Source organism: Pontibacter russatus (assembly GCF_009931655.1).
GTDB lineage: Bacteria > Bacteroidota > Bacteroidia > Cytophagales > Hymenobacteraceae > Pontibacter > Pontibacter russatus.
Genome location: NZ_CP047984.1, coordinates 3120165 through 3145260, shown reverse-complemented (window position 1 = coordinate 3145260; position 25096 = coordinate 3120165). Strand labels below are relative to the sequence as shown.

The 25096-nt window shown below is 55.7% G+C and carries 25 protein-coding genes; 12 read left to right on the top strand and 13 right to left on the bottom strand.

The features are described from left to right. Positions 1 to 67: 67 nt before the first annotated feature. The 3 genes from GSQ62_RS12880 to GSQ62_RS12870 all read right to left on the bottom strand — a co-directional run bounded on the left by GSQ62_RS12880 (position 68) and on the right by GSQ62_RS12870 (position 2762). The gene (locus GSQ62_RS12880) at positions 68 to 841 is read right to left on the bottom strand and encodes an amidohydrolase (protein WP_161889880.1); all 774 of its coding nucleotides are present in this window, start codon (positions 839 to 841) and stop codon (positions 68 to 70) included. A gap of 135 nt (positions 842 to 976) precedes the next feature. Beyond that, entirely contained in the window at positions 977 to 2122 is a 1146-nt protein-coding gene (locus GSQ62_RS12875; RefSeq protein WP_161889879.1) for a methionine aminotransferase, read from the bottom strand. Between the two features lie 52 nt (positions 2123 to 2174). Further along, on the bottom strand, positions 2175 to 2762 hold the full coding sequence (locus tag GSQ62_RS12870) for a uracil-DNA glycosylase family protein (RefSeq protein WP_161889878.1): 588 nt from the start codon (positions 2760 to 2762) through the stop codon (positions 2175 to 2177). A gap of 103 nt (positions 2763 to 2865) precedes the next feature. Between GSQ62_RS12870 and GSQ62_RS12865 the strand changes: the two genes are divergently transcribed. Next, positions 2866 to 3447, top strand: a complete 582-nt coding sequence (locus tag GSQ62_RS12865) for a hypothetical protein (protein ID WP_161889877.1) — start codon at positions 2866 to 2868, stop codon at positions 3445 to 3447. Positions 3448 to 3516: 69 nt separating this feature from the next. Here the strand turns inward: GSQ62_RS12865 and GSQ62_RS12860 are convergent, their stop codons facing one another. From GSQ62_RS12860 to GSQ62_RS12835, 6 genes are all read right to left on the bottom strand, one after another. Further along, on the bottom strand, positions 3517 to 3996 hold the full coding sequence (locus tag GSQ62_RS12860; protein WP_161889876.1) for a hypothetical protein: 480 nt from the start codon (positions 3994 to 3996) through the stop codon (positions 3517 to 3519). A gap of 163 nt (positions 3997 to 4159) precedes the next feature. Next, positions 4160 to 4999, bottom strand: coding sequence for a hypothetical protein (locus GSQ62_RS12855; protein ID WP_161889875.1), 840 nt, complete (start codon positions 4997 to 4999; stop codon positions 4160 to 4162). 172 nt (positions 5000 to 5171) lie between these two features. After that, on the bottom strand, positions 5172 to 5579 hold the full coding sequence (locus GSQ62_RS12850; RefSeq protein ID WP_161889874.1) for a response regulator: 408 nt from the start codon (positions 5577 to 5579) through the stop codon (positions 5172 to 5174). Between the two features lie 411 nt (positions 5580 to 5990). Continuing rightward, positions 5991 to 7616: a PAS domain-containing protein gene (locus tag GSQ62_RS12845; RefSeq protein ID WP_161889873.1), complete on the bottom strand. Its 1626-nt coding sequence runs from the start codon at positions 7614 to 7616 to the stop codon at positions 5991 to 5993. A gap of 166 nt (positions 7617 to 7782) precedes the next feature. After that, complete coding sequence (mfd, locus tag GSQ62_RS12840; RefSeq protein ID WP_161889872.1) at positions 7783 to 11163, bottom strand: transcription-repair coupling factor; 3381 nt, start codon at positions 11161 to 11163, stop codon at positions 7783 to 7785. A 166-nt stretch (positions 11164 to 11329) separates the two neighbouring features. Next, positions 11330 to 12127, bottom strand: a complete 798-nt coding sequence (locus GSQ62_RS12835) for a hypothetical protein (RefSeq protein WP_161889871.1) — start codon at positions 12125 to 12127, stop codon at positions 11330 to 11332. Positions 12128 to 12389: 262 nt separating this feature from the next. On the opposite strand from GSQ62_RS12835, the gene GSQ62_RS20690 reads away from it, so the two are divergent. Beyond that, positions 12390 to 12629, top strand: coding sequence for a hypothetical protein (locus GSQ62_RS20690; protein WP_202621782.1), 240 nt, complete (start codon positions 12390 to 12392; stop codon positions 12627 to 12629). Further along, complete coding sequence (locus tag GSQ62_RS12830; protein ID WP_161889870.1) at positions 12630 to 12935, top strand: type II toxin-antitoxin system RelE/ParE family toxin; 306 nt, start codon at positions 12630 to 12632, stop codon at positions 12933 to 12935. It begins immediately after the preceding gene. A gap of 348 nt (positions 12936 to 13283) precedes the next feature. Here GSQ62_RS12830 and GSQ62_RS12825 read toward each other — a convergent pair whose 3' ends face one another. The 3 genes from GSQ62_RS12825 to GSQ62_RS12815 all read right to left on the bottom strand — a co-directional run bounded on the left by GSQ62_RS12825 (position 13284) and on the right by GSQ62_RS12815 (position 15884). After that, complete coding sequence (locus GSQ62_RS12825; protein ID WP_161889869.1) at positions 13284 to 13712, bottom strand: ATP-dependent Clp protease ATP-binding subunit; 429 nt, start codon at positions 13710 to 13712, stop codon at positions 13284 to 13286. Between the two features lie 247 nt (positions 13713 to 13959). Continuing rightward, the gene (locus GSQ62_RS12820) at positions 13960 to 15309 is read right to left on the bottom strand and encodes a transposase (protein WP_161888298.1); all 1350 of its coding nucleotides are present in this window, start codon (positions 15307 to 15309) and stop codon (positions 13960 to 13962) included. A 119-nt stretch (positions 15310 to 15428) separates the two neighbouring features. Then, positions 15429 to 15884: a PepSY-like domain-containing protein gene (locus GSQ62_RS12815; protein ID WP_237586617.1), complete on the bottom strand. Its 456-nt coding sequence runs from the start codon at positions 15882 to 15884 to the stop codon at positions 15429 to 15431. A 289-nt stretch (positions 15885 to 16173) separates the two neighbouring features. On the opposite strand from GSQ62_RS12815, the gene GSQ62_RS12810 reads away from it, so the two are divergent. Beyond that, positions 16174 to 16905, top strand: a complete 732-nt coding sequence (locus GSQ62_RS12810; protein WP_161889868.1) for a YoaK family protein — start codon at positions 16174 to 16176, stop codon at positions 16903 to 16905. Between the two features lie 53 nt (positions 16906 to 16958). Further along, the gene (locus tag GSQ62_RS12805; protein WP_237586616.1) at positions 16959 to 17321 is read left to right on the top strand and encodes a hypothetical protein; all 363 of its coding nucleotides are present in this window, start codon (positions 16959 to 16961) and stop codon (positions 17319 to 17321) included. Between the two features lie 89 nt (positions 17322 to 17410). Here GSQ62_RS12805 and GSQ62_RS12800 read toward each other — a convergent pair whose 3' ends face one another. After that, positions 17411 to 17857 carry a PepSY-like domain-containing protein gene (locus GSQ62_RS12800; RefSeq protein WP_161889866.1) on the bottom strand — a complete coding sequence of 149 codons (447 nt, stop codon included), beginning with the start codon at positions 17855 to 17857 and terminating at the stop codon, positions 17411 to 17413. Positions 17858 to 18075: 218 nt separating this feature from the next. Here GSQ62_RS12800 and GSQ62_RS12795 point away from each other — a divergent pair, with 218 nt between their 5' ends. From GSQ62_RS12795 to GSQ62_RS12765, 7 genes are all read left to right on the top strand, one after another. Continuing rightward, a complete protein-coding gene (locus GSQ62_RS12795; RefSeq protein WP_161889865.1) occupies positions 18076 to 18951 on the top strand; it encodes an O-methyltransferase in 876 nt (291 codons plus the stop codon). 231 nt (positions 18952 to 19182) lie between these two features. After that, positions 19183 to 20151 (top strand): sterol desaturase family protein, encoded by a 969-nt coding sequence (locus GSQ62_RS12790; RefSeq protein ID WP_161889864.1) that lies wholly within the window; start codon positions 19183 to 19185, stop codon positions 20149 to 20151. A 269-nt stretch (positions 20152 to 20420) separates the two neighbouring features. Beyond that, a complete protein-coding gene (locus GSQ62_RS12785; protein WP_161889863.1) occupies positions 20421 to 20972 on the top strand; it encodes a hypothetical protein in 552 nt (183 codons plus the stop codon). A gap of 546 nt (positions 20973 to 21518) precedes the next feature. Beyond that, positions 21519 to 22370 carry a hypothetical protein gene (locus tag GSQ62_RS12780; RefSeq protein ID WP_161889862.1) on the top strand — a complete coding sequence of 284 codons (852 nt, stop codon included), beginning with the start codon at positions 21519 to 21521 and terminating at the stop codon, positions 22368 to 22370. 191 nt (positions 22371 to 22561) lie between these two features. Further along, the gene (locus tag GSQ62_RS12775; RefSeq protein WP_161889861.1) at positions 22562 to 23530 is read left to right on the top strand and encodes a DUF2157 domain-containing protein; all 969 of its coding nucleotides are present in this window, start codon (positions 22562 to 22564) and stop codon (positions 23528 to 23530) included. Further along, on the top strand, positions 23517 to 24590 hold the full coding sequence (locus GSQ62_RS12770; protein WP_161889860.1) for a DUF4401 domain-containing protein: 1074 nt from the start codon (positions 23517 to 23519) through the stop codon (positions 24588 to 24590). Before GSQ62_RS12775 ends, GSQ62_RS12770 begins: the two co-directional genes overlap by 14 nt. Beyond that, positions 24580 to 25074, top strand: coding sequence for a GDYXXLXY domain-containing protein (locus tag GSQ62_RS12765; RefSeq protein ID WP_161889859.1), 495 nt, complete (start codon positions 24580 to 24582; stop codon positions 25072 to 25074). Before GSQ62_RS12770 ends, GSQ62_RS12765 begins: the two co-directional genes overlap by 11 nt. Positions 25075 to 25096: the final 22 nt, after the last annotated feature.

The window sequence follows — 25096 nt, the reverse complement described above, 5'->3', positions numbered from 1 at the left end:
ATTGCAGCCGCCCTTCCTGGATCAGGAGTCGCAGTTTAACCTGATATAAACAATATCCGCTCTCACATTAAAAGAGCTGAAACCCATCCGCATCCCTGTGTGCCGGGAAAGCCTCCCGGAAATCTGTCAGCTCCTGCTTGCTCAGAGTAACCGTGTGAACACCCTCCGCCTGGCTTGTCTCGAGTAGGTGGTGGCCTTTTGGATGGATAATGGCGGAGTCGCCGGAGTAGGGATGGTTGTTGCCGTCGGTGCCCACGCGGTTCACGCCAACCACGTAAGCCAGGTTCTCGATGGCGCGGGCCTGCAGCAGCGTGCGCCAGGCAAGGCTGCGCGCCTGCGGCCAGTTGGCCACATACAGGAGCAAATCATAGCCGCTGCCGGTGTTGCGGCTCCATACCGGGAAGCGCAGGTCGTAGCACACCAACGGACATATGCTCCAGCCGTTCAGTTCAACAATTAAACGCTCTGTGCCAGCCGTGTAGGTGTGGTGTTCCTTCGCCATCCGGAAGAGGTGCCGCTTGTCATATAGGGCGTGGCTGCCGTCGGGGCGCACCCAATACAGGCGGTTAAAGAACTTCCCCTGCCCCTGCACCATCACGCTGCCAGTTACCACCGCCCGATGCTTTCGCGCTTCCTGCTGCATCCAACTGAGGGTCGGGCCCTCCGCCTCTTCTGCCAGCGCGGCCGCCTCCATGCTGAAGCCGGTCGTGAACATCTCGGGCAGCACAATCAAGTCTGTCTGCGGAGCGGCGGCAGCCAGCTTTCCTGAGAACATGGTGCGGTTCGCCCCGGCGTCCTGCCAGTGCAGCTGTGTCTGAACGATGGTTACGCGTAAGTCCATTTGAGTCGTTTTTCGTTGTTCGCTTTTCGGAGGAGGTTTCAGCAGGAAGATTTATATATGCTATGGTGGCAGGCACGGTATCGGATAACTCACGCCTGCATCTTTCGCAGAGGTTATATATAGCACAGCCAGTAATTACAGCCGCACCAGCTTTTCAGCAGCGGCCTGCAGCGTTTCCTCGTCTTTGGCGAAGCAGAAGCGCAGGTACTTATGGTCGGTTTTATCGTGATAGAAAGCAGAGACGGGTATCGCCGCAACACCAATATCTTTTGTCATCCGCTTTGCAAAGTCCAGGTCATGCTCCTCCGATATCTGGTTATACCGGGCCAACTGGAAATAGGTGCCTGCCGACGGGATGATTTCAAAGCGGGAGCCTTTTAGCTGCGCTACGAAAAAGTCGCGCTTGGCCTGGTAAAAGTCCGGCAGGTTCAGGTAATGTGCTTCTTCTTCCAGAAAGTCGGCGATGGCCATCTGGAACGGGGTGGGCGTGCTGAACGTGATGAACTGGTGCATCTTGCGCAACTCTGTGGTGAGCGGAGCCGGTGCCACGGCATAGCCCACTTTCCAGCCGGTGGCATGGAAGGTCTTCCCGAAGGAGGACATGACGATGCTTCGCGCGCGCAACTGCGGGTGCTGCAGGGCGCTGTAGTGCTGCTGCCCGTCGAACACCATGTGCTCATATACCTCGTCGCTGATCACCAAAATATCGGTCCCCTCCAGCAGGTTGGCGAGCATGTCTATGTCCTGCTTCGCCATCACGGCGCCGGTCGGGTTGTGGGGCGTGTTGATGAGGATGAGGCGCGTGCGGGAGGAGAGGCGGCGCTTCACCTGGTCCCAGTCCACGCTGAAATCCGGCAGCGCCAGCGGGACATATACGGGCACGCCGCCGCACAGCCGGATAACGGGCGCATAGGAGTCGTAGCAGGGCTCCAGCAGCAGCACTTCATCCCCGGCTTTCACCACGGCGGTAATGGCCGCGTCCAGGGCTTCTGTCGCGCCCGACGTGACCGTCACTTCCGTCTCCGCATCAGGCCGGTAGCCGTATAGCTTCTCTGTTTTCAGGCTGATATTCTCCCGCAGCTTCGGCACACCGGCCATCGGGGCATACTGGTTAAATCCCTCCCGCATATAACGGTAGACGAGCTCCAGCAGGGGGTCGGGGCAGTTGAAGTCGGGGAAGCCCTGCGAGAGGTTGAGGGCCTTGTGCTCATTGGCCAGAGCCGACATAACCGTGAAAATGCTCGTGCCTGTATCCGGCAGCTTGCTAAGAGGGTAGTTCATGGGCTGGGTAGTTTTGTCTGAAGCGTACTAAGCTGCAACGCGAACCGGCGCGCTAGGTTTTTACCACCAGTTGCGCCACGAGTTGCTGCAGCGCCGGCACCGCGCCGGCCTCGAACCACGGGTTGCGCCGGAGCCAGAACTGGTTGCGGGGCGACGGGTGCGGCAGGGGCATATACCGCGGCAGGTACTCGTGCCAGTTGGCCACCGTTTCCGTGAGCGTGGGCCTGGCGGTGCGGCCTAAAAAGTAATCCTGCGCATACTTCCCGACCAGCAGCGTGAGTTGGATATCGGGCAATAACGCGAGAAGTGACTGATGCCAGTGCGCGGCGCACTCCGGGCGGGGCGGCAGGTCGCCGCTTTTCCCCTTGCCGGGATAGCAGAAGCCCATCGGGATGATGGCAACTTGTGCCGCATCATAAAACGCGGCGGGCTCCAGCCCGAGCCACTGCCGCAGCCGCCTGCCGCTCTGGTCGTCCCAGGGAATGCGGCTGGCATGCACCTTGGTGCCGGGCGCCTGCCCCACAATCAGGAGTTTGGCGGTGGCGCTGGCGTGCAGCACCGGGCGCGGGCCCAGGGGCAGGTGTGCTTCGCAGAGGCGGCAGGCCCTTATCCTTTGCAGTAGATCTTCTAATTCGGGCATGGGCAAAGATACAAAGGAAAGCGGTAACCGGGCAGTATCGGCACATGCCGGCAACCTCCCTCCTATAATTTAGTAAAAATGCCTGATGCTTCCGCGTAACCCTATGCCTCGCCTGCAGCCGCTTCTTTTATATATCCTCCTGCTTTGCCCGCAGCCCTTGCTGGCACAGGAGCCGGCTATATATAAAAATGCGGTTACCGTTAAGTTTTTTGGCGTTTCGGTGCATCTGAAGGAGAGTCCTTACCCGGAGATGTTTCCGAACCGCCTGGACGACAAAGGCATCATCGCATTTAACTACGGGGCTATTGTGGGGTACGACCGGTTTGTGGTGCGCGACGTCATCAGCGTGCGCGTGGAGCAGGGCCTGTATGCCGACTGCGCCGCAGAGTTGGCGGGCTTCACCCATATCGGCTGGCGCGGGCTCATCCTGCGCAAGGGCAGGCACTCGCTCAACGGCGGCATTGGCCCCACGCTGGTGTACCGCCACGACTGGGCCGACAATGACGCCTACGTGGACGACGGCTACTTCAAGCGCCGTGGCAAGTGGCAGTACAAATTTTACTGGTACGCCGGCGAACTGGAATATAACTACAAATTGAAAGAGAGAACAGACCTGTCCATAAACCTGTTGCCGGGCATTCCGGAACTCATATCATTCGGAATCGGTCTGCGGAAAAGGTTTTGAGGGAATCATCAAAACAGCGATAGCCGGATATATGTCCGGCTATCGCTGCGCGAGTGCCGTTAGCGGCCGCTAACGGCGGCTTCTGTCGTCTCTTTCGCCTTCATCATCCCAGAACCTGTCCTGGTCAGGCAGGCCCCGTCTGTGACGGCGACGGTCATCCGGGTGCGGCAGGTCATCGTGCCGTTGCCAGCGGTCTTCGGCCCGCTGATTATCCCTGTCGAAATTTACGTCGCGCTGCCGCCACGATATGTCACGGTCACGCGGATGGTGCTCGTGTTGCGGATGCTCATATTGCGGATGCTGGTGCCGCCGCTCGTTCGGCAGCCACTCTTCCCGGTGCTGATGGAACCTGCCTTCCTGCTCAAAGCGACCGGCTTCGCGGGGCTGCCACTCTTCCCGGTGCAGATTCAGGGGCGGCGCAGGCTCTCCCCAGCGGCTCTTGAAATCATTGAAGTACCGGTCACGCGCAAAGTCCTCCGGCTGTTGCTCCCGGCGGTGGCGCGGGTCCCGGTAGTGTGGGTGGCGTGGGTCGTTTTCGTCGTGATGCATGGTAGATATCTTTAATGTGAATATAGTAGTTCGTGTGCCCTTTGTAAATATGTACGGGCTGGTAATGAGGATGTTTGCGCGAGGATAAAACAGGAAGTTACGGAAAAACAACGCCGGCTGCAAGAGCCGGCGTTGTTTTTCCCTGTTTTACAGAATGCTTGGTTTAGCGTCGGTAGCGGCTGGTTCTGTCGCTGTCGCGGCTGTCGTGCCCTCTGTCCGACTCATCCGCCCAGCGTGGGCCGCCTTCATAACCTCTGTCAAAGTTGCGGTCGCGGTAGGCATCTGAGCTGTAGCGCGTGCGCGTGTCGAGGCGGTCTGCGTTGGACTGGTGCCGGTGGCGGGGCTGATAATCCTTGTCGTCTGAATGCCAGATGTCGTTCCAGGTGTCTTTCACCCGGTCCATGATGCCGCGCCCTTCGCCCTGAACGTGGCTGCGGTGGTCGGGCGTGTACCTGTTTTCCCGGTACCAGTTGTGCGAGCCGCTGCCGTAGCGGTAATCCGACTCCTTGTAACGGCTTCCGCTGCCTGGCCCTTCCCGCCACGGGTCGTTCTGGTAGCTGTTCAGGTCGTCGTAGTTGCCTTGCAGCGAGCCTCCCGGTGTATGGGGCCGATGCATGCTGTGCCTTTCATCGTGCTGGAAATGACCGCTGCCGTGGTTGCCGTGGTCTATATAGGAGCGCTCGTTGCGGTACGTGCTGTCGGAGCGGCTGCCGTAGTGATCGCTCAGGTGAGCATTCTGCCCCTGGTTATACGAGCTGTGGCTGCTGCCTCCCCTGCGGTACTCGTTGCCGGAGGGGCCGGTGTGTTCGCGGTCCTGGGCGCCGCGGGGGCTGGGGCCGGTGTGGAAGAAGTTGCCTTCGTCCCACTTGCGGTCGTTGTCGCCCCGGTAGCCGTAGCGGCGGCTGCTGCCCTGGTTCTGCTGTCTGTCCCTGTTATATAGTTCACGGCCTATTTCGTGGTTCTCGCCCTCATTGCGTTCGGGGTTCATGGGTCTGTCTGCCATAGCTTTATTCTGTTTTAGATGTTGCGTATATATACACCCGGCCAGTAGGCGGGTAAGTTATATTTACGGCATAGTGGCGGCGATTGTTAAGACGGTGCCGCCCGGCCCCAAAACAGCGGCGCCCCTGGCCTGCAGACATGCCGCGGCCAGGGGCGCCGGAAAGTGTGCTGCGTTAAAAGTAGGTCTGCAGGATTTCGCGCACATCCGACTCGGTCAGGGGCTTGGAGTAGTGGCGGCGCACGTCGGGAAACTGCTTCAGTTTTTCGAGATCGTAAAAGCTGGCCGAGGAGGTCAGCATCAGCATCACGGTTCCCTCTTTCTCGTCGGCGGCGAGCCGCTGGTACTCCTCCAGGAACTCAAACCCGTCCATGCCCGACATCTTGATGTCCACGAAAATGAGCTCAGGGCGGGGGTAGTCTGTTGAGGCGGCGAAAGCCCGCTTCAGGTAATTCATCGCCTCCTCCCCGTCTGTCACCACACGGATGTCGGAGGCAATCTCCATGCGCGACAGCAGGCGGTGATTCAGATAATTCGTTGTCTCGTCGTCGTCCACCAGGAGCACGGTATTCAGTTTTTTCATCGCTTCATCGTTTACGTGCAAGTAAAGCTAACGCTTTTTCAGCTCAAAGTACAGGGGAAAAGCAGTGTCTTCGCGCCGGTCACTTTTATATGCTGGTGCAGACCTTGGTTCGTCAGGAGCTTGTTACGGTATATAGCCCGTGGCCGGTCCGTCCACACGGTTATGAAAACGCCTGGGCAGTTGGAACAGCTTGTGCCGGCATTTGTTCAGGGTTGCCTTTTGCGCCCGGACCAGGGTAGTTTAGCTGCGGCACTTCAGGGTGTGTTGCGGAAGAGGTTGATGGGAGTGGTATAGGGCGGCGCAGGTTTTATGGCGCTGCAAGCCCCCGGCGCCCTGCTGTGGCGGGGAGGGCTCTATATATGATTTCCCGCCACATCCCCCCGCATACGGTCGCCCGTGCAGTGCCGGGCGCTACTGGCGCCGCTGCGCCTGGGCAAGGGCCTCCGCCCTTCTCTTTGCCTCCACCAACTCCGTCACCTCCACGGCAGATATCAGGATACCCTCTACCTCGCCATTTTCCAGCAGTGGCTGGTACTTGAAGTTGAAGTATGCTTCCTGCAGCCTCCCGTTCCGGTAGCGGTCAACCTCTGCCTTGAATTCACTGATCTGCACGGTGTCCCCTTTCTGGTACACCTGGTCCAGGAGGTCCTGAAAGCCGAGGCGCTGCAGTTCGGGCCATATCTCGCGGGCGGTGCGGCCCAGGTACTGCCGGTTGCCATAGAGATTGTATACGCCAGGCGTGACGTAGCGGCATATATGGCTGGGCCCCTTCAGCAGGCACAGGTGTGCTGGGGAGAGGCGCAGGACATTCTCCATCTGCAGGTCTTTCTGCTGCAGTTGCTGCAGCGCCTGCTTCTGCTCCTCTATATCGGTAAAAGTGCCCATCCACAGCGTGGGCCTGCCATCGGCACCCGACATGGGCACGCCGCGCTCCAGAAACCAGCGGTAGCTGCCGTCCAAGGCGTTGCGGACGCGGTACTCCATCTCAAACATCTGGCCCTTCACGATGGCCTCATGCCACACCGTCAGCACCTGGGCAGAATCGTCCGGGTGTACCACGCTGATCCAGCCGTCGGTCTGTCCTCGCCGCATGCCCGTGTAGCTGTACCAGTTCTCGTTAAAGAACAGCGACCCGCCCTGCGCGTCGGCGGTCCAGGCCATGTGCGGCAGCACCTCCAGCAGGTGCCGGAACCGGCTGTTGCTTTCCTCCAGTTCCTGCTCTGCCAGCTTGCTGCGCGACACATCCATGATAGACCCGATGGTGCGCACGGCGCGGTTGTTCTCGTCATATATGATGTACCCCTGGTCCAGCACGTGGGCGTAGGTGCCGTCGGCCTTCAGAAACCGGTATTCGCCCGTCCAGGTCTTCTCGCCAGCGGCCGTGGCTTTGGTGATGCTCTCCTGCATGGCAGCATAATCCTCGGGATGTACGCGGCTGTTCCAGGAGTGGCCATCAAGGCCCATCTCTTCCGGAGTATAGCCCAGCACCTCCTTCAGACCGGTGCCCCAGTGCAGGCGGTCCTGCAGCAGGTCGTACTCCCAGGCCACCGCATGCGCGGCGCTCGTCAGCATGCTCAGTTGTGCCTGGCTGTAGCGCACTTTCTGCTCCTGCCGCACCTGGTGGGTAATGTCGCGGGTTTGCTGCAGGATGTAGGCAATCTCTCCCCCGGCCAAAAAGACGGGCGTATGGGTCGTGTTCCAGTAATGCTGCTCAAAAGCACCTCCGTTCTCCGCCGGAAGCGGCAGGTCATAGCGCAGCACGGGCATGGTGTGCGGCTGCCTGTGCCGGAGCACGTGGTCCAGGGACTGCTCCAACTCCTGCCTTGCATTGGAATGGGATGCATTTGCTGTGTCCGGGAAAGTAGCCAGTATATTTTTGTTCACAATGTCCTCACGCCTCAGAAAGAGCGCCCGCAGGTAAGCTTCTGTGACGTCCAGTATGGTCAGGTCGGGCGCCATGACCAGGTATAGCCCAGGCAGGGCATGAAAGACAGACCCGAAGCAAATGTGAGGGGGTATGGCGTTACTTTCGGGCATAAGAATGTAGATACATCACTTATTTGCTTTTTATTAAAACTGAGGAAGCAGTAATGTAATAAAAAGGTGCAAAAGTGCCATCATAAAAAACGGCCCTTCTCCCTGTTTTACGGAAAAAGAGCCGTTTTTTACCTGTTTCTACTTTTAAATGCGGCGCTGCCCCGGATCAGGGGCTTTGCACCGGGGCAGTTTCTTTCACACCAAGCCCCTCAAATACCGCTTTCGCGTCTTTTATGCTCCGGATATCCTCCACCGTCACCACCAGTTTGTGCTTTGCTTCTTTCAGGCGCGAGCGGCGCGGATGCTGCTGCACGTACTTCAGGATGTTACCAAAGGTGTCGGACTGGAAGTAGGCGTCGTTGTTCTCGGACGGGATATAGCCTTTCATCACTTCCTTTTTGATGGTGAGCTTCTCGAAGCCAAGCTGCTGGGCCTGCCAGCGCAGCTTCACAATGTCCACCAGTTGCTGCACCTGCTCCGGCAAGGGGCCGAAGCGGTCCACGATGCTGTCACGTAGCTTTTCGAGTTCGGACAGGTCCTTCGTGCTGTCGAGTTTGCTGTAGAGGCTCAGGCGCTCCGAGATGTTGCTCACATACCAGTCCGGAATCAGCACCTCCATATCCGTTTCGATAGAGCACTCGCGCACCGGCTCCACAAACTGCTCCAGGTTGTCTTTCAGGAACAGGTCGCGGAATTCCGTTTCTTTGAGCTCTTTGATGGCATCGTCAAGCACCTGGTGGTACATCTCGAAGCCAAGGTCAGTGATGAAGCCGCTCTGCTCGCCGCCCAGCAGGTTACCCGCGCCGCGTATATCCAGGTCGCGCATGGCAATCTTGAACCCCTCGCCCAAATCGGAGAATTCTTCCAGCGTGCTCAGGCGCTTGCGGGCGTCCGAAGGCAGTCCGGCCACCGGCGGCGTGAGCAGGTAGCAATAGGCTTTTTTGTTGGAGCGGCCCACGCGGCCGCGCATCTGGTGCAAATCCGACAAACCGAACATATGGGCGCGGTTGATGATGATGGTGTTGGCGTTCTCAATGTCGAGGCCCGACTCGATGATGTTGGTGCTCACCAGCACGTCGTACTCGCCGTTCACGAACTTCATCATGCGCTTTTCAAGCTTCTCCGGCTCCATCTGGCCGTGGGCGTAGGTTACGCGGGCGTCGGGCACGTGGCGCAAAATCATGGCAGCCATCTCTTCAATATCTTTGATGCGGTTGTGTACAAAAAAGACCTGCCCGCCGCGCTTCATCTCGTACACAATGGCATCGCGGATCAGCGTCTCATCAAACACGTGCAGCTCTGTTTTGACCGGCTGGCGATTGGGCGGCGGCGTGGCAATCACGCTCAGGTCGCGGGCGCCCATCAGCGAGAAGTGCAGCGTGCGCGGAATGGGCGTGGCCGTCAGCGTGAGCGTGTCCACGTTGATTTTCATCTCCTTGAGCTTCTCCTTTGTTTTCACCCCGAACTTCTGCTCCTCATCCACGATCATCAATCCGAGGTCCTTGAACTTCACATCCTTGCTCACGAGGCGGTGCGTGCCAATCAGAATGTCGATTTTGCCCTCCGCCAGCTTCTTCAGCGTCTCTTTCGTGTCCTTGGCCGTTTTGAAGCGGTTGATGTAATCCACCGTGACCGGGAACTGCTCCAGCCGCTGGTGGAAGGTGCGGTAGTGCTGCATGGCCAGGATGGTGGTGGGCACCAGCATGGCTACCTGTTTGCCGTCGCAGGCGGCTTTGAAAGCGGCGCGGATGGCCACCTCCGTTTTGCCGAAGCCCACGTCGCCGCACACCAGGCGGTCCATGGGGTGGGGCTGCTCCATGTCGGCTTTCACATCCTCCGTCGATTTTGCCTGGTCGGGCGTGTCCTCATATATAAACGACGACTCCAGCTCGGCCTGCAGAAAACCATCCTTGGTGAAGGCATAACCCGGCGCGGCCTTGCGCTTGGCATAGAGGCTGATGAGCTCGGCGGCAATGTCTTTTACCTTGCTCTTGACCTTCTTCTTCTTGTTTTCCCACTCCGGCGAGCCCAGTTTGCTCATGCTGGGCGGGCCGCCCTCTTTGCCGCTGTACTTGCTTATTTTGTGCAGCGAGTGGATGCTGACGTACAGCAAATCGTCGTCGCGGTACACCAGCCGGATGGCCTCCTGCAAGCGGCCGCCCACCTCCACTTTCTCCAGCCCCGCAAAGCGCCCGATGCCGTAATCGACGTGCGTCACATAGTCGCCGGGCTGCAGCGAGCGCAACTCTTTCAGCGTCATCGCCTTGGATTTGGAGTGCCCTTCCTTGGCCTTGTGCTGGTAGAAGCGGTCGAACAGTTGGTGGTCGGTGTAGCAGGTGATTTTGAGCGTCTGGTCGATGAAGCCCTCGCGCAGCGAGATGGGCAGGTGCTGGAAGCGCACGTCGTGGTCCAGCTCATCGAAAATCATGGTGAGGCGGTTTATCTGGCGCGGCGAGTCGGTGGCGATGATATTCACGAAGCCTTTGCCCTGCTGCTCGTGCAAATCCTTTACCAGCCGCTTGAAATCCTTATTGAACGAGGGCTGCGGCTTGGCCTGCAGTTGTATGGTTTCGGCGCCTTTGAAGTGAAAGCGCTTGCCGATCTCCACCACGTTGAAATTGTCGAGCAGCTTTTTGAACTGTTTCTGCGTCTGGAACAGCTGCTCCGGGTCTGATACAATCTGGGTGCCGCCGCTGCCCGCCAGCATCTTCCCGAAGTTGTGCGCGGCCTTGTCGAAATACTCGTCTATCACGTCCAGCGTCTGGCGCACGTCTTTGAACCAGAGGGTGGTGTTGGCGGGGATAAAATCGAGGAAGGCCTCGCGCGTTTCCTGCAGCAGCTTCGTCTGCACGTTGGGGATAATCGAGATGGTTTTTTTTGCCTCCACCGACAGTTGCGTGTCGGGGTCGAAGGTGCGGATGCTCTCAATCTCGTCACCGAACAGCTCGATGCGGTAGGGCAGGTCGTTGGCGTAGGAGTACACGTCCACGATGCCGCCGCGCACGGCGTACTGGCCCGCCTCATATACAAACTCGGTGCGCTCGAAGCCATATTCCGCCAGCATCTCGCTCAGGAAATTCACGTCCAGCTTCTCCCCCACCTTCGCGCCCAGCGTGTTCTCGACCAGTGATTTTTTGTTGATTACCTTCTCCGTAAGCGCCTCGGGGTACGTCACGATCAGTTCGCCTTTGCCGGTTTTCTGGTTGAGGCGGTTGAGCACCTCGGCCCGCATCAGGATGTTGGCGTTCTCGGTGTCGTCGAAGCTGTAGGGGCGCTTGTAGGAGGTCGGGAAAAGCATGATTTCCTTTTCTTCGCCGAGCAGGTTTTTGAGGTCGGTATAAAAGTAAGCAGCCTCTTCCTTGTCGTGCAGCACGAAGAGCTGGTGCTGCGGCTGCAGGGTATATATGGCCGAGGCCAGCACGGCGTCCTGGCTGCCCGCCAGGCCCTTCAGTTGCAGGCGATAACTCTTGTTGGCCTTCAGCCGCTCGGCAATGGTCTGCACCACGCTGTCGAGACGATACAGTTCTAAGAAATCTTTAACTTTCATCCAATTCTATAACAAAACAGCAAAGGCAGAACACCGGGCTTTTCGGATAAGCCGTGTTCTGCAGGTAGTTCTTGTGCAAAGATACTACAAGTTAATGTTTTATCAGAACTGGGAGGAGGGGGAGAAAGTTGCGGGGGGAAGGAATTATGAATGTGAGAATCTTTGATTATTTTAATTTAAGTTCTATAACTTTTTCATCGCCTACATCAAAAACAAATACTCGGCTAAAGGCAGTGGTATATATAATGTCTAATGCTTCATAGAGATCATCGGTTACATAGTTGGCGTCATACCTAAATCCATTGATTGTTAATAACAGCCATATACCAGAATACTGTTCTTTATAGCTCTGTGGTTTAGAATTCTTCTTCTTGATGGATTGGCTAATTAGTTCAGGAGTTAGCCTTGGACATACACCTGCATAAGCATTAGTCCAAAATGATGGATGCTTTCCTGTGGTATTATATATATGTATAAAATTTACCTTTGGAGATAATAAGTTAAAAAAGGATGGGTTGTAATGATCTATCGCTGCTTGCTCCCCATCTATCCAAGGCATATTATTTACGACTAAGCCAGCAATTTCAAGTGCTAAACTTTCCTGCTCCTTCTTGTTTCTTATAAGATTTCCAACCTTATAATTTGTAGTACCAGAGTGATCAGCATAGGAAATACATACATCCAACTTTTGCTGCGTTTCATAACTATCAAATATTTCTTTTGCTCTTGTAGTAATGGCTTCACAGGTTGAAATATATTGGGGTCGACTGAAACCTTTACAGTCAATATATAAAATCTGTGTTTCTTCGATACCAATTATCCTATCATCTATATATAGTTTGAAATCAGGTTCTGGCAGCATATTATCCGTTAAATATTCTGAGTCATAATTTATAGCTTCAAGAAACCTTGTTACATAATGGCGCTCGCGTCGTCTCTTTTGTGATTCATGCCCTTTCTCCATATTTAAATATAATGAAGTTAAGGTATAAGCTCTAAATCTTTGTGTTCCCCATGCCCGCCCATGCCGCAAGTTTAGCGCCAGCGCAACTTGTGGCTGCCCATGATGCCAGTTTGCAACTGGCGTTCCTCCAGTTCCCGTTCCGCCTTGACAAACTGGCGGCCATATATAACCACCTTTACCGCTTCGCTCAAACTGGCGGTATGTGGACTTGCGTTAAAGTAAAACGTATATTGCTGAAGACAAGGAAAATTATACCAAGCTTATGAACCTGCAGTTTGTATCGAACGAGAGCGGAAAAATTACGGCAATTCAGATACCCATTCAGGAGTGGCGCGAAATCGAGCGCAAACTGAAATCAATCGAGGCACAGGAGTGGCAGGGCGTTTCGGCTGAGGAGATAGCCGCTATTGAAGCTGGCATCAGAGACGTGGAGGAAGGGCGCGTGGTGCCGAATGAGGAAGTGCTGTTGATAAGCCGCGAACTGCGAAAAAAACGCGCTTAAATGCCTGCCGGGGGAAAAGCCGTCGAATGGTCGGCAAGAGCTACGAATGAGTACCTGGCAACACTCGGTTATATTCTGCAACATTGGGGCAACGAAGCTGCCGAAAGATTCGAAGATTCCATTTTCCATCAGATAGACCGTATAGCGCGTAATCCGGCACAGTTTCCGCTGATTAACCAGACCAGGGCAATCAGAAGGTGTGTCGGTACACCCCAGAACTCGATTTTCTTCCGCGAGCAGGAAAAGCACATCCAGCTACTTTCTGTTTTCGACACCAGGCAAAGTCCGGATAAATTAAAGCTTTAACACAGCCATAATCGCAGCCTACGAATGTATGCCCCATACCGCAAGTTTAGCACCAGCGCAAATGTGGCTTGCCATGAGGCCAGTTTGTAAAGGCGTTACCCAAAGCCTACTTTCGCCTTTACAAACTGGCGGCCATATATAACCACCTTTACCGCTTCGCTTAAACTGGTGGTATGGTTTGCTTAAAAGCGAGAGCTGAGAAAGACCATAAAAGCTCACGCGCGCGGGGGCCTTACCAGTAAGATACGGTTGCCGCTTGAATCCTGAGTTCAGAATAGCATTAGTAGGTATAATTACAGCCATTTGCTATCCTGCTGAATCTTCGGCTGCGTCTAAAACATCCGGATTTCAGGAGGCAAAATCCCTTACTGCGTCGTAAGTGACGTTATACTTGGATAAAATTTTTGAAGTCGGATCGTCTCTGTCTCTAAGTATGGCAAGCAAAAGGTGTACAGTGCCGATGACTTTACTATCATCGAATTTGGCTTCCAGGTAAGTCGTTTTTATCACCTGCTCTGCCTGTGTGGTGAGAGGAATACTGCCGTTCGTATTTTGGCGCTGCGTATAGGCACTACGTGTGGCGTCCTCTAAAGCATGCTTTAGCTCATTTACCGAAACTCCCAGGTTTTTGAGCAGGGAGATGGCACTCCCTTTTCCTTCCCAGATCATGCTCAATAGCAAGTGTTCGGTACCGATATGGTCATGTCCATATCGTAATGCTTCCTCGCGGCTGAGCGAAATGACTTCTTTCACTCTTTTAGAAAATTTGGCTTCCATATATAATTTGCTGTTTGTGATATACTACATCAAGATAAGGTAATTTTATTTGGATACAATAATCTTTTTCGTAGAATAGCTTCTGCATTCCCATGCCGCAAGTTTAGCGCCAGCGCAAATGTGGCTGCCCGTGATGCCAGTTTGTAAAGGCGTTCTCCAAGGCCTACTTTCGCCTTTACAAACTGGCGGCATTACTTCAATATTCATATATCATTACTTCAAACTCCATATATAAAACAAGCATGAGTCATCCCGGAGTTTGCAGGGATAGATAGAGTAGATTCCAGAGGTTGGCCAGTGCCAGCCGGATACGGTAAAGCGGTGTAGGAGTTTTCCTGCACCGCTTTCCTGTTCTATGGCAGCCCTGCCTAAGGAGATGGGAGACCGCCTCCCGCAGCTCTTTATCCAGCAGCGAGAGCAGAAAAGCATACACCAGGGTGACCACCTGCAAGAGCTTCATGCGGCTCGACCAGAACCAAAGCCGGCACGACTCCATGCCCATTTCTGATTTGTTGAAGCGGAAGGCCTGCTCCACCTGCCACCTTCTGGCGTAAGCAAAGACCAGGCGCCAGGCCTGGCGATCACTCCTGACTTCTTCACTGGTGAGCAAATACCAGGGTTGGCGGCCTTTCTTACCTGGCCGGCAGATCAGGAGCGTGAGCGGCTGGTCATAGTCCGGGTGCAGGCAGGGCTGCCACAAGAGGCTGCGCCGGTAAGTGATCTTTCGGACCATGTCCCTTACTACTCTTGAGGAGGTGGCTTTGCGGCCGACCGAAAAGCGGTAGGCATTCTTTAGAAGCCCACGCCCATCCACGAGCTTATACCTGGAGGGCCAGCGCAAGAGGAAGCGGTCGTGGCGGCCTAAAAGCAGCCCCAGCCACTTAGAGGAGGCATAGCCGCGGTCAAAGACGTGCAGCACGGCCTGGCCGAAGGTCTGGCGGGCCCACAAGAGCAGCGTGAGCTTCACCTGCTCCAGGGAGGTGGCCTCTTTGCCCCGGCTACTCCACCAGGCAAAGCGGGCGATGCGTGGAGCCTGCCACAGGCCGCAGCACAAGAGGCCCACCCACCGAAAGCCTGGCACGTGCACCGGCTCCCGGGTGGGGGGATCATAATAGCCCTTCTTGATTCTGAGTTGCCGTTTAGCTTTGACGCTGCGCACGGCGCATAAGCCCTCGCTTTGGAGGCTTTCGCACTTTTCCTGCACGCTCTCGTCCCACAAAAGCAGGGGCAGCTCACGTTCCGCTTCCAGCAGCTGCTCTACGTATGTTTGGGCCTCTTGACTCAGGTAGTCGGTGATGAGTTGGGCAGACCACTTCTTACTGCGCAGCAGGTTAGACAGGCGCTTGGTGCCCGCCGGGGCTTTGTCGGGCGAGAGCACAACCCCACCCAGCTCGCTTAGAAGCAGACCGGTGGAGCGGCTGCGGTGGCGCACCAGCGCCCGGCATAGGTTCTGGAAAGTGTAGACCAGGCGGCGGTCCAGCAGCTCATCGAGCCTGGCAAGGAAAGGAGAAAGAAATCCTTCGAGGCGGTAGGAGAAAAACAGAGCCTGGGAGAGAACCTCGGCTTGGCGTGCTGCGTTTTTGAAAGTAGTAAACATAAGAACCTCCCGTCTTTGGTGATACATAGACTGTACCACTAAAACAGGAGGTTCTCCTTTTTTATCCCAGTCCTAAACTCCGGGATGACTCATGTTTGTTACTGCTGCCATATATGGCCTTAGTCCCAATAGGCGGGCTGCGTTTGCTCCTGGCCGTCGGCAGAGAAAACGAGTTTCTTGTCCGCGCCGCTGTCGTCCAGTTCCACCTGGTAGTATTCGCTGTTGCCCTGTAGCAGCTTCTCGGCGTCGTCCAGGCGCAGGTTGCTGTAGCTCTGGCTGATTGCCGTCTTTACGGCCTCCGGCAGCTCTGCCTCCGTGATATCGTACTTGTACTTCAGCATCTCGCCGCTTGCGCTGATCAGGGCCTCATGGTCCACGGTGTCCACGTCAAAGTCTGCCTCGTAGTCGTTTCCTACCTTCTCCCACTCCAGGCCAACGGTGTTCGGGAAGTTAGCGGCAAGGGTGGTTTTTACGGTTTCCGGCACGCTGTCCGGCTTTACGTCGTTGTCTTTGTCATCGTCGCATGAGAACTGGATCAGGCCCAGGAGCAACATCAGGCTGGCTGTTAATTTCATTGTAAGTGTGTTAGGTTAAACAAATGTTCCCACAAGTTTAAGGCGCGAATCTGTATGCAATCTGGAGCAAACCTGTACACAATCTGAAGCAGCGCAGGCTATATATGGCCCGGGCCGATGGGCTTGCAGCGTAAAGGTGAGGCAACCGGCTTTGATTTGATTGGCCCTCCGTAGCACGCCCGGGCTGCGCGCACTTCGGAGTTCCGCGCCGTTCAGCGGCTATATACCTTCCCTTGCTTACCTTTGCTGAAGACAAACCCGTATATTTGCAGCACAAAGCACAACACGCATGTTTCGGCACGTAGAGAGGGGCAGAACGTACAGGCACAACATCAAACTGGCCGGTTTGCTGTCGTTTATCGCGGGCATCGTCAATATTTGCGGGGTGCTGTCGGTCCATACGCTCACCACCAACGTTACCGGCCACTTCGCCTACTTTGCCGAGCAGTTGCAGCAGAGAGAATATGGCCCGGCGCTCAACTTCCTGCTCTATATCCTGGCTTACTTCCTGGGTTCGTTTCTGTCGAGCCTGGCCATGGAGGCGTCGCTGCGCAATGGCTACAGAACGGTGCACGTGGTGCCAATGCTACTCGAAATCGCGATTTTGCTGGGACTGGGCTTCGCGGCGGACGATATGCTGCTGGCCGGGGTAAGCGGCATCGACATCGCCCTGCTGCTGCTGTTTGCGATGGGCCTGCAGAATGCGCTGGTGACGCGGGTCTCCAAATCAGTTGTCCGGACCACGCACCTGACCGGGCTTTTCACGGACCTGGGCATTGAGCTGTCGCAGCTGCTCTTCTACAAAAGGGAGGAGCAGCAGGAGAAGCTGACACGCAGCGTGCATCTGAAGCTCGTCATCATTTCCTCGTTTTTTGCGGGCTGCATAGTTGGCGGTTATGTTTATAAAACCCTAACTTTGCACACTTTGGCCGTAGCGGCGGGGCTGCTGGCCGTAGCACTCGCTTACGACACACTGAAATTCAGGTACTACCGCCTGCGCAGGGGGCGCAATCGGGCCTAAGGCAAATTTCACGTACCAGCATGAAACACATCAAACTTCTCACTACCTCATATTTGGAAATCGAGTACAATATGATAGATGATTTTGTGGTGGCCAACTGGACCGGCCCACTTGCAAAAGAAGAAATTGTAGACGGGTATGAGCACATCAGTTCCTTTTTGAAGAAGCAGTTCTGCCACAAGCTGCTCGACAACCACCTGGAGGTGCAGGGCATGTGGGTGGAACAGGCCGAGTGGATGGCCCGCAACTGGCACCCCAGGGCAGAGGCGCTGGGCCTCCAGTACCACGCCTGCGTGTACCCCAGCGACATCTACAGCCGCCTCTCAATGGACAAAGCCATCCGGATGGTGGAAAAGGGGATAGTGAAGGGCTTCGACACCATTGCCGCCGCCGAGGGATGGCTCAAGGCCTTGTAGGCGGCGGCAGTATCCTCTATAAGAAGGCTTCTATATAAAAAGCGCCCGGGGCCACGGCCCCGGGCGCTTTTTATATAGAAGCTGTTTCGTTAGTCCCAATAGGCGGGCTCCGTTACTTCCTGGCCATCTGCCGTGAAAACAAGCTTGCGGTCAGTTCCGTTCTCGTCCAGCTCCACCTGATAGTAGGTTTCGCCACCCTTCTCAACCTGTTCCACATCATCCACGGGCATTCCTTTGTACTTTTGGTCAATGGCGTTTCGCACAGGCTGCGGCAGTTCGCTCTGCATCATATCGCTTTTGGCCATCACTATTTCGCCCGAAGGGGCAATGAGCACCGTATGGTCCGTGCGGTTTACATCGAACTCCGCCTCATAGTTGGCGCCGTCCATCTCCCAGTCAAGGCCCTTGGGATCCGCATATTTCTGCGCCAGGGCGCTTGTTACGGCCTGCGGCACATCTGCCGCTTTTATATCCTGCGCATTAGCTGCCAGGGCAGCGCTGCCAGAGAAAAGCACTGCCAATAAGATCGTCTTCATGTTTGTAAAATTAAAGGTGAAATAAATTGTTGACAGGTGTAAAGGTATGGCCCGAATCTGAAGGAAATCTGGCACTTAAGCGGGATAGTGCCTTTCCCAGTGAAAAGAGATTTGCAAGGACTGCGTAATTTTAAGAAATAGCGGCCTGTCCCGCCCTGCCCGGGCGGGCGGGACTATAGAACGGTGCTTTACCGGTACTTCACGAAAGGAACAGCTATATGAAGAAGATAGGCTTTTATGTTTCGAACCTGGTGCAGCGGGTGCTGCACTACGGCAAATTCAGGAATGAGTTTCTGAGGCGGCTGCCGCAGAAATTCCACGGCGCGGCCAAACTCCTCTTCTACTTTACCTTCACGGCGGAGGAAAAGAAACTGGCGGGCGAGATCGAAAGCTTTCGCTCCAGAATCCCGTCCGTAAGCACGGCAAAGGAGGTCTACAGCTATACCTCGCCCCACTCCAACACTTTTAAAACCGACGAGAAAGGCAAGGCCTTGCCCGGGGAATATATAGGCAGCTCGGTAGAGGGCCACATGAAAACGGGCTCCTCCACGTTCAACGGCATCCTGCTGCGCCGCATCGTGGCCGGGGCAGGAGTGAAAAGAATCCTGGAGCTGGGCACCAACACCGGCTTTTCCGGCTGCTATTTTCTGTCTGTGCCGGGCACGGAGCTGGTGACCATAGAAGGGTCGGAGGCGCTGTGCGAGATCGCCAGAATCAACATGGACCGCTTCTCAACCAAACACCGCATCATGAACATGCTGTTTGATGAGGCCATTGATGTGCTGCTGGCGGAGAAAGCCACCTTCGACTGCGTGTTTATTGACGGGCAGCACGAGCAGAAGGCCACCCTGCACTACACGCAGCGCGTGTTGCCCATGCTGAAGCCCGGGGCGCTCATCGTACACGACGATATTTACTGGTCGGATGACATGCATGCGGGATGGCAAAAGATGGTGCGGGACCCGCAGTTCTCAGAGACAGTCGACCTCTTCTACAAGGGAATCTGCGTGGTGGGCAGCGGCACGGGCCCCAAAGCCCACTACGACATGGGCGAGTGTCTGCCAAGGCCGGAGATTTTCCGGGAGAACTGGTAGCCAGGTCCGGGAGGGCGGAGGAGTTGCACGCATTGTGGAGTCATTAGACACGACATATAAAGCCGGGAGCTCTTGCTTTAAGAGGACAAAGGACCGGCGTGGGCCATATATAGCGGAGCGGGAACCTCCTGCCTGCCAGCGTCCCTTTGGAATCGGCGGGCTATATGACTAACTTCGTCAAAATCAAGGGAGCCATGCGGGCTCCTCCTTCCTTCATCGTCCTTCGCACCCATGGAAATCCTGCTTGAAAACCTGCCCAACCCCTTCGTCTACGTCTTTCCCGTTTTTGTCATTTTCATCCTGGCGGAGCTATATATCAGCTACCGCGAAGACATAGAACTTTACGAGAAGAAAGACACCGTCGCGAGCACCTGGGTGGGCATCGGCGCCGCCGTCCTCAATACCCTCACCAAGGCCTACCAGATTGGGTTCTTCTTTCTGATATATAAACTGTTTGAGCCCCTGCGCGAGCAGTTCCTGGGCTACGAGAGCCTGGGCTGGGCCTGGTGGGTGTGGGCGCTCTGCCTCATCGGCGACGACTTCAGCTTTTACTGGCACCACCGGTTCTGCCACACGGTCCGGCTGTTCTGGGCGGCGCACGTGGTACACCACTCCTCCGACAAGTTTAACCTCGGCACGGCCTTCCGCAACGGCTGGACCATTTTCCTGTACAAACCCATCTACTGGTTCTGGCTTCCGGCGCTGGGCTTCAGCCCGGTGATGCTGGCCCTGTGCATGTCCTTCAACTCTATTTACCAGTTCTTCCTGCACTCCACGCTGGTGCCGGATATAAAGGGCGTGAACAAAATCTTCAACACGCCCTGGGTACACCAGGTACACCATGCCTGCAACACCGAGTACCTCGACCGAAACCACGGCGGCATCTTCATCATCTGGGACAAGCTTTTTGGAACGTACCAGAACCGGGAGCACCATATAGCGCCCAGGTTTGGCGTGCTGCACCCGCCGCAGTCGCACAACCCAGTCAAGCTCAACTTCCATGAATTTAGCGACATATGGAAGGACGTGCGGAAGGCGAAGACGTGGGAGCATAAGTTCAAGTACATCTTCTACCCGCCAGGCTGGAGCCCCGACGGCAGCACCAAAACGGCCAAGCAGATGCAGCGTGAGCTGGAGACGCAACGGGCGGCAGGGCATGCCTCGCCGGCGCCAGACCGAAAAGAAGAGGCGGTGGCGTAAGCCGGTATAACTGCTGCGGAGCTTTTGCCTGCAGCGTGTTTCAGCGCGGATCAACTTGCCGGAGATTAACAGAAAAGGTCAGCGCCTGCGCTGGCCTTTTCTGTTAATCTCCGGCTGCTGCTGCTCAAGGTCGGTATTTGGCAAAGTTGCCGTAGCTTTCCTGCTTTGGGCCAACTTCTGATTCAAGATTTACATAAGTTTATATTCAACTATAACGCTACTTGTATTAAAATTCATATATTCAGGAGGTTTTATATATTATATAGCAAATGAAGAAGGTGCTTCCTTACCTGTTGTTTCTGTTGGTAGTAGCGGGTTGTAAAAAAGATGATTACATACCTATGTGGTTCTTGATAATAAATGACTCTGGCTACGACATAACGCTCAAGAGCACGAAGGGTGAACCCAGTATAGAGCTTAAAAAAGGAGAAAGAAAAGAGGTCGCTACCAAGTTTGGGTTGAAATATGATATCGTACCTGGCGAAACTACCACTAAGGTGTTTGAATTCCGCACCGGGCCAAGTATAACAACGATAATCTCTTACGATTATAAATTAGAGTATTTGATAGAAGGAACGGCTGAAAGAGCTGATATCGAATATTTAACTGAAAACCGGACTACACGCACCATCAAGAATGTCAGTTTACCTGCTAAGTATCAGTTTAAGGCTTTTTGTAACTGCATTGCCTACATTTCCGCAGCCCGGGTAGGCGATACCGGTGCGGTAACAGTTACACTCTTAAAGAGAGGAAAGCAAGTTAACCAAGCCTCAAGTAGCAGCCATAGGCCCGCAACAGTGTCGTTGAACGATTGGAACTAGCTCAGGACATGAAGCCTTGCCAAGTTTATTGATCGGGAGGAACTGCGGCGGTACGAGGAATAAAAGAAAGCCTCTCTATTGTTGATAGAGAGGCTTTGTGGCTGTAGGGGGAGGAATCGAACCTCCACGGAGCGGTTAGGCAAATATCTTTGCACTAGCGTTAGGTCAAAAAGCTGCTTTGTCCCGGAACCTCCACCCCCGAGATCGGAGGGCTTGTCTGCCAGTTTCAACACCCTACATTGTATGTTGATGTCTCAAAGGTAGAGACTCTATTTCTGTTTTGCAAATATTTCAACAAAAATAAATTTTATGTGCGATTATATCACATATAACGCCATTTTAGTTAATTAGTTTTAATTATATGGCCATAAATAAAATTTAATGATAACCAGGAAAACTGCTTCAGATATATTAGTTAAGCTTAGACGGGGCTGATAGCCAGCTAGATGATTTTGAGGGGCAGCAGCGAACCAAGGGGCTTTCGCCGGTAACCGCAGCGCTTTGTGCGTAGGGGATATATAGCCTGAACCCAAACCATCTTCCTATATGGCCACTATCCAAGAACTCAAAACAGACCTGGAGGAGAAATCGATGCGCTCGCTCCTCGACGCCCGCACCAACAAAGACCGTAAGGTTGTGGCCGAGGGCGACTCCTGGTTTTCTTACCCTGTGGTGAAAGACGTAATCGACCACCTCCGGCAGATGGGCTACGCCATCAAAAGGCACAGCAAGCCCGGCGACACGCTGGAGAACATGGTATATGGCACCGACTTCGCGATTGCCACGCGCGTACACCGGGCCAATAACTTCGGCCCCGTGAGCATGCGGGAGACGCTGCGTTCCATCGAAAACCTGAAGCCGAAATTCGTGCTTCTCAGTGCCGGCGGCAACGATGTGGTGGGATCGGAGCTGGTGCAGTACCTCCACCACAAGCGGTCGGGGCTGCCGCTGTTCAGGGAAGCCTTTTTCAGGGACAGCGTGAACGGGTACATCCGGAGCGCCATCGTCAGTTTTCTGGAGCAGGTGTGGCAGGAGGACCCGGAGATCCATGTCCTCATGCACGGCTACGACTACGCCATCCCCAACGGCACGCAGTACGAGCTGGCAGGCATCCGGTTCTCGGGCCCCTGGGTGCTGCCAGCCTTCGCCCGCAAAGCCATCACCGCCCGAAGCGAGCAGGACCGGATTATCCGCCGGCTGGTGGATATATACAACGAGCTGCTCATCGGCCTGGGCCATCTATACCCTAACTTCCACCACATCGACCTGCGCGGCCGCTTCCCGGACGAGGCGCAGTGGCACAACGAGATCCATCTCCGGAAGGAGGGCTTTGAGCAGGTGGCCAGGCTGTACCATCAGCGGATGGTGGAGATCCTGAATTACAACCCACTGGTGTGAGCCTGCTTTTGCATGCCAGAGGCCGGAGGTAAATTCAGCATATATAAACCCGCCTTTCAACTGTATATAGCTGCGCTACTATTTTATTGCGGGCTGTTGCTTCTGGGCCGTTGCTTTAGTACCTTAACCCTGTGCAGCCGCTGCTTTCTAAAACACGGCCGTTGCCTATATAGCAGCCAAATGCAACCCCTATGAAGCCCCACATCACGCGCGACCTGCTCTATAGCATTGCCCGGCACAGCAACTGGCGGGCCGGCGGCATCGAGGCCATGCTCCGAAGCGCCGGTATATATGCCAGCGCCCGCAACTGGGCCACGCTGGTGCGGGCGCTCCTGCTGGGCGCCGGAATCAGTTTTCTGGTGGCGGGAGTCGTGTTCTTCTTCGCCTACAACTGGGCGGCCATGCACAAGTTCCTGAAGCTGGGGCTGCTGCAGGCGCTCGTTCTCGGTGTCACGGCTTATTTCCTGCTTTCGAGGCGCAGCGAAGGCACCAAAAACCTGCTGCTCACCGGCAACACCGTGCTGGTGGGGGTGCTCTTTGCCGTGTTCGGGCAGATTTACCAGACGGGCGCCAACGCATATGACTTTTTCCTGGGCTGGACCTGCTGCGTGGCGCTGTGGGTGGTGGTGGCGAAGTACCCGCCGCTGTGGCTCCTTTTCATGGCCCTGGTCAACACCACGCTCATCCTGTATGCCCAACAGGTGGCCACGCACTGGCCGTTTGCCGTGCTGCTGGACCTGCTTTTTGTGCTGAATGCCGCCACCGTGCTGGCCTGGGAAGCGCTTACGGCGAGGGGGAGCGTGAGCGCCGCCACCCGCTGGTTTCCGCGCGTGTTCGCGCTGGCCGCCGTCACGGCCATCACCCTTAGCATGGTGATCAATACGTTTGAGACGCTGGAGGAGGACCGGGGCCTTTGCTTTCTGCTGGCGGCGGCAGGCTATGCCGCAGGCATCTGGCACGGGCACCGCGCCCGCGACCTTTTCTACCTGTCGGCCATCCCGTTCAGCGGCATTGTGGTGGCAGCCTCGCTCCTGGCCCGGTTGTCCGACAAAGCCCCGGAGCTGTTCCTGCTGCTCATCGGCCTTTTTGTTATCGGGGCCACTACCCTGCTGGTCCACGGCATTATCCGCATAAACAATAAATGGCATGGAAAACACTGAGCCCCTCGACACGCTGCTGCGCCAGCTGCGCGAAACGGAGGGAGAGACTTTTATATATGACCGGGCCCGGATCGACGAGGAAGTGAAACAACGCACGCCGCTGCTCGCCAACCTGCCCGTGAAGCTGCTGACAATATTCGGGGGCATCCTTGCCAGCCTGTTTTTGCTGGGCTTCCTGCTGGCCACCGGCCTGTACGACTCGCCCGTGGGCATGCTTGTTACCGGACTGCTGCTGCTGGCAGGGTCAGTAGTGGTGCTTCGTCTGAGAAACGATATCATGGTGGAGACATCCTGCGTCTCTTTCCACATCTTCGGCTATTTTCTTTTTAGCCTCGGCTTCTCAGAGTTAGTGCAAAACGAGCCCGCGTTATATATGCTCCTGGCCCTCATCGCGCTGGGTGTTTTGTATACCGCCGTTAACAGCATCTTCACGTTTCTGGCGGTGCTTGTTTTCTGCGGGAGCCTGGCCGCCATCATACTCGACCTTGGGGCATATAACCTGCTGCACGGCTACATTGGCATTGTGGCGGGGCTGCTGACCTATATGAGCCTGCGGGAAGCGGCGCTGATCAGCCAAAGACCTTGGTTTAGCCGCCTCTACGGCCCTGTGCGGATGGGGCTGGTGGTAACGCTTGTCGCAGCGCTGGCGCTGCTGGTGCATCAGCGGCTGGCATCTGCCAACATCACGCATTACTGGCTCTCCGGGCTTCTGCTGGTAGCGGCGGTGTTGTTGGTGGTGTCGAAGGCGGTGCGGCAGGCGGGACTGGCAAACAGAAGGCAGCAGGTGCTGGTATATGCCTGCTGCGGACTGGTACTGGCACCCACCGTGCTCTCGCCTGCCGTGCCGGGCGCGCTGCTGGTCATGCTCACCAGTTTCTACATCGGGCACAGAACCAGCTTCATCATCGGCCTGCTGGCGCTGATTTACTTTGTTATCCTCTACTACTACGACCTGCAGTTCACGCTCCTCCAGAAATCCGGCCTGCTGGTGCTGACCGGCGCCTTGTTTACAGGGGGCTACCTGCTCCTCCAGAAACACCTGAAAGGGTATGAAAACTAAGAAAAGCCTCCTTATCCTGCTGAACCTGGTGCTGCTGCTGGGCTTCTTTAACTGGTCGGTGCTGGAGAAGGAGAAAACCCTTGCCAATGGCAAACTGGTGCTGCTGGAGTTGGCCCCGGTAGACCCGCGGTCGCTGATGCAGGGCGACTACATGCGCCTGAACTACGCCATCAGCCAGGTGCCTCAGCCTGATAGTCTGCCCGGAAGAGGCTATGTGGTGGTGCGGGTGGATGAGGACAGCGTGGCGCACCTGGTGCGGTACCAGCCGGAAAAGACGCCGCTGGCAGCCGGGGAACAACTGATTGGATACCACAAAGGGGATTGGACCTTGCACATCGGGGCAGAGTCTTACTTTTTTGAGGAAGGCCAGGGCGACCTGTTTGCGGGGGCGGCGTTCGGCGGCCTGAAAGTGGACGCACAGGGCAACAGCATCCTGGTTGGCCTGTATACGGCCGATCGCCAACTTATCCAGCCCGGCAGGTAAATGCTCCTCAATCTTTTTCTGA

What these genes read in the sequence shown, in the direction of transcription:
- GSQ62_RS12795 (WP_161889865.1), top strand. Translation starts at nt 18,076, where the DNA reads ATGAAGAAGATAGGCTTTTATGTTTCGAACCTGGTGCAGCGGGTGCTG.
- GSQ62_RS12785 (WP_161889863.1), top strand. Translation starts at nt 20,421, where the DNA reads ATGAAGAAGGTGCTTCCTTACCTGTTGTTTCTGTTGGTAGTAGCGGGT.
- GSQ62_RS12875 (WP_161889879.1), bottom strand. Translation starts at nt 2,122, where the DNA reads ATGAACTACCCTCTTAGCAAGCTGCCGGATACAGGCACGAGCATTTTC.
- GSQ62_RS12855 (WP_161889875.1), bottom strand. Translation starts at nt 4,999, where the DNA reads ATGGCAGACAGACCCATGAACCCCGAACGCAATGAGGGCGAGAACCAC.
- GSQ62_RS12815 (WP_237586617.1), bottom strand. Translation starts at nt 15,884, where the DNA reads ATGAAATTAACAGCCAGCCTGATGTTGCTCCTGGGCCTGATCCAGTTC.
- mfd (WP_161889872.1), bottom strand. Translation starts at nt 11,163, where the DNA reads ATGAAAGTTAAAGATTTCTTAGAACTGTATCGTCTCGACAGCGTGGTG.
- GSQ62_RS12830 (WP_161889870.1), top strand. Translation starts at nt 12,630, where the DNA reads ATGCCTGCCGGGGGAAAAGCCGTCGAATGGTCGGCAAGAGCTACGAAT.
- GSQ62_RS12780 (WP_161889862.1), top strand. Translation starts at nt 21,519, where the DNA reads ATGGCCACTATCCAAGAACTCAAAACAGACCTGGAGGAGAAATCGATG.
- GSQ62_RS12860 (WP_161889876.1), bottom strand. Translation starts at nt 3,996, where the DNA reads ATGCATCACGACGAAAACGACCCACGCCACCCACACTACCGGGACCCG.
- GSQ62_RS12790 (WP_161889864.1), top strand. Translation starts at nt 19,183, where the DNA reads ATGGAAATCCTGCTTGAAAACCTGCCCAACCCCTTCGTCTACGTCTTT.
- GSQ62_RS12765 (WP_161889859.1), top strand. Translation starts at nt 24,580, where the DNA reads ATGAAAACTAAGAAAAGCCTCCTTATCCTGCTGAACCTGGTGCTGCTG.
- GSQ62_RS12770 (WP_161889860.1), top strand. Translation starts at nt 23,517, where the DNA reads ATGGAAAACACTGAGCCCCTCGACACGCTGCTGCGCCAGCTGCGCGAA.
- GSQ62_RS12820 (WP_161888298.1), bottom strand. Translation starts at nt 15,309, where the DNA reads ATGTTTACTACTTTCAAAAACGCAGCACGCCAAGCCGAGGTTCTCTCC.
- GSQ62_RS12865 (WP_161889877.1), top strand. Translation starts at nt 2,866, where the DNA reads ATGCCTCGCCTGCAGCCGCTTCTTTTATATATCCTCCTGCTTTGCCCG.
- GSQ62_RS12870 (WP_161889878.1), bottom strand. Translation starts at nt 2,762, where the DNA reads ATGCCCGAATTAGAAGATCTACTGCAAAGGATAAGGGCCTGCCGCCTC.
- GSQ62_RS12810 (WP_161889868.1), top strand. Translation starts at nt 16,174, where the DNA reads ATGTTTCGGCACGTAGAGAGGGGCAGAACGTACAGGCACAACATCAAA.
- GSQ62_RS12850 (WP_161889874.1), bottom strand. Translation starts at nt 5,579, where the DNA reads ATGAAAAAACTGAATACCGTGCTCCTGGTGGACGACGACGAGACAACG.
- GSQ62_RS20690 (WP_202621782.1), top strand. Translation starts at nt 12,390, where the DNA reads ATGAACCTGCAGTTTGTATCGAACGAGAGCGGAAAAATTACGGCAATT.
- GSQ62_RS12800 (WP_161889866.1), bottom strand. Translation starts at nt 17,857, where the DNA reads ATGAAGACGATCTTATTGGCAGTGCTTTTCTCTGGCAGCGCTGCCCTG.
- GSQ62_RS12825 (WP_161889869.1), bottom strand. Translation starts at nt 13,712, where the DNA reads ATGGAAGCCAAATTTTCTAAAAGAGTGAAAGAAGTCATTTCGCTCAGC.
- GSQ62_RS12835 (WP_161889871.1), bottom strand. Translation starts at nt 12,127, where the DNA reads ATGGAGAAAGGGCATGAATCACAAAAGAGACGACGCGAGCGCCATTAT.
- GSQ62_RS12880 (WP_161889880.1), bottom strand. Translation starts at nt 841, where the DNA reads ATGGACTTACGCGTAACCATCGTTCAGACACAGCTGCACTGGCAGGAC.
- GSQ62_RS12845 (WP_161889873.1), bottom strand. Translation starts at nt 7,616, where the DNA reads ATGCCCGAAAGTAACGCCATACCCCCTCACATTTGCTTCGGGTCTGTC.
- GSQ62_RS12775 (WP_161889861.1), top strand. Translation starts at nt 22,562, where the DNA reads ATGAAGCCCCACATCACGCGCGACCTGCTCTATAGCATTGCCCGGCAC.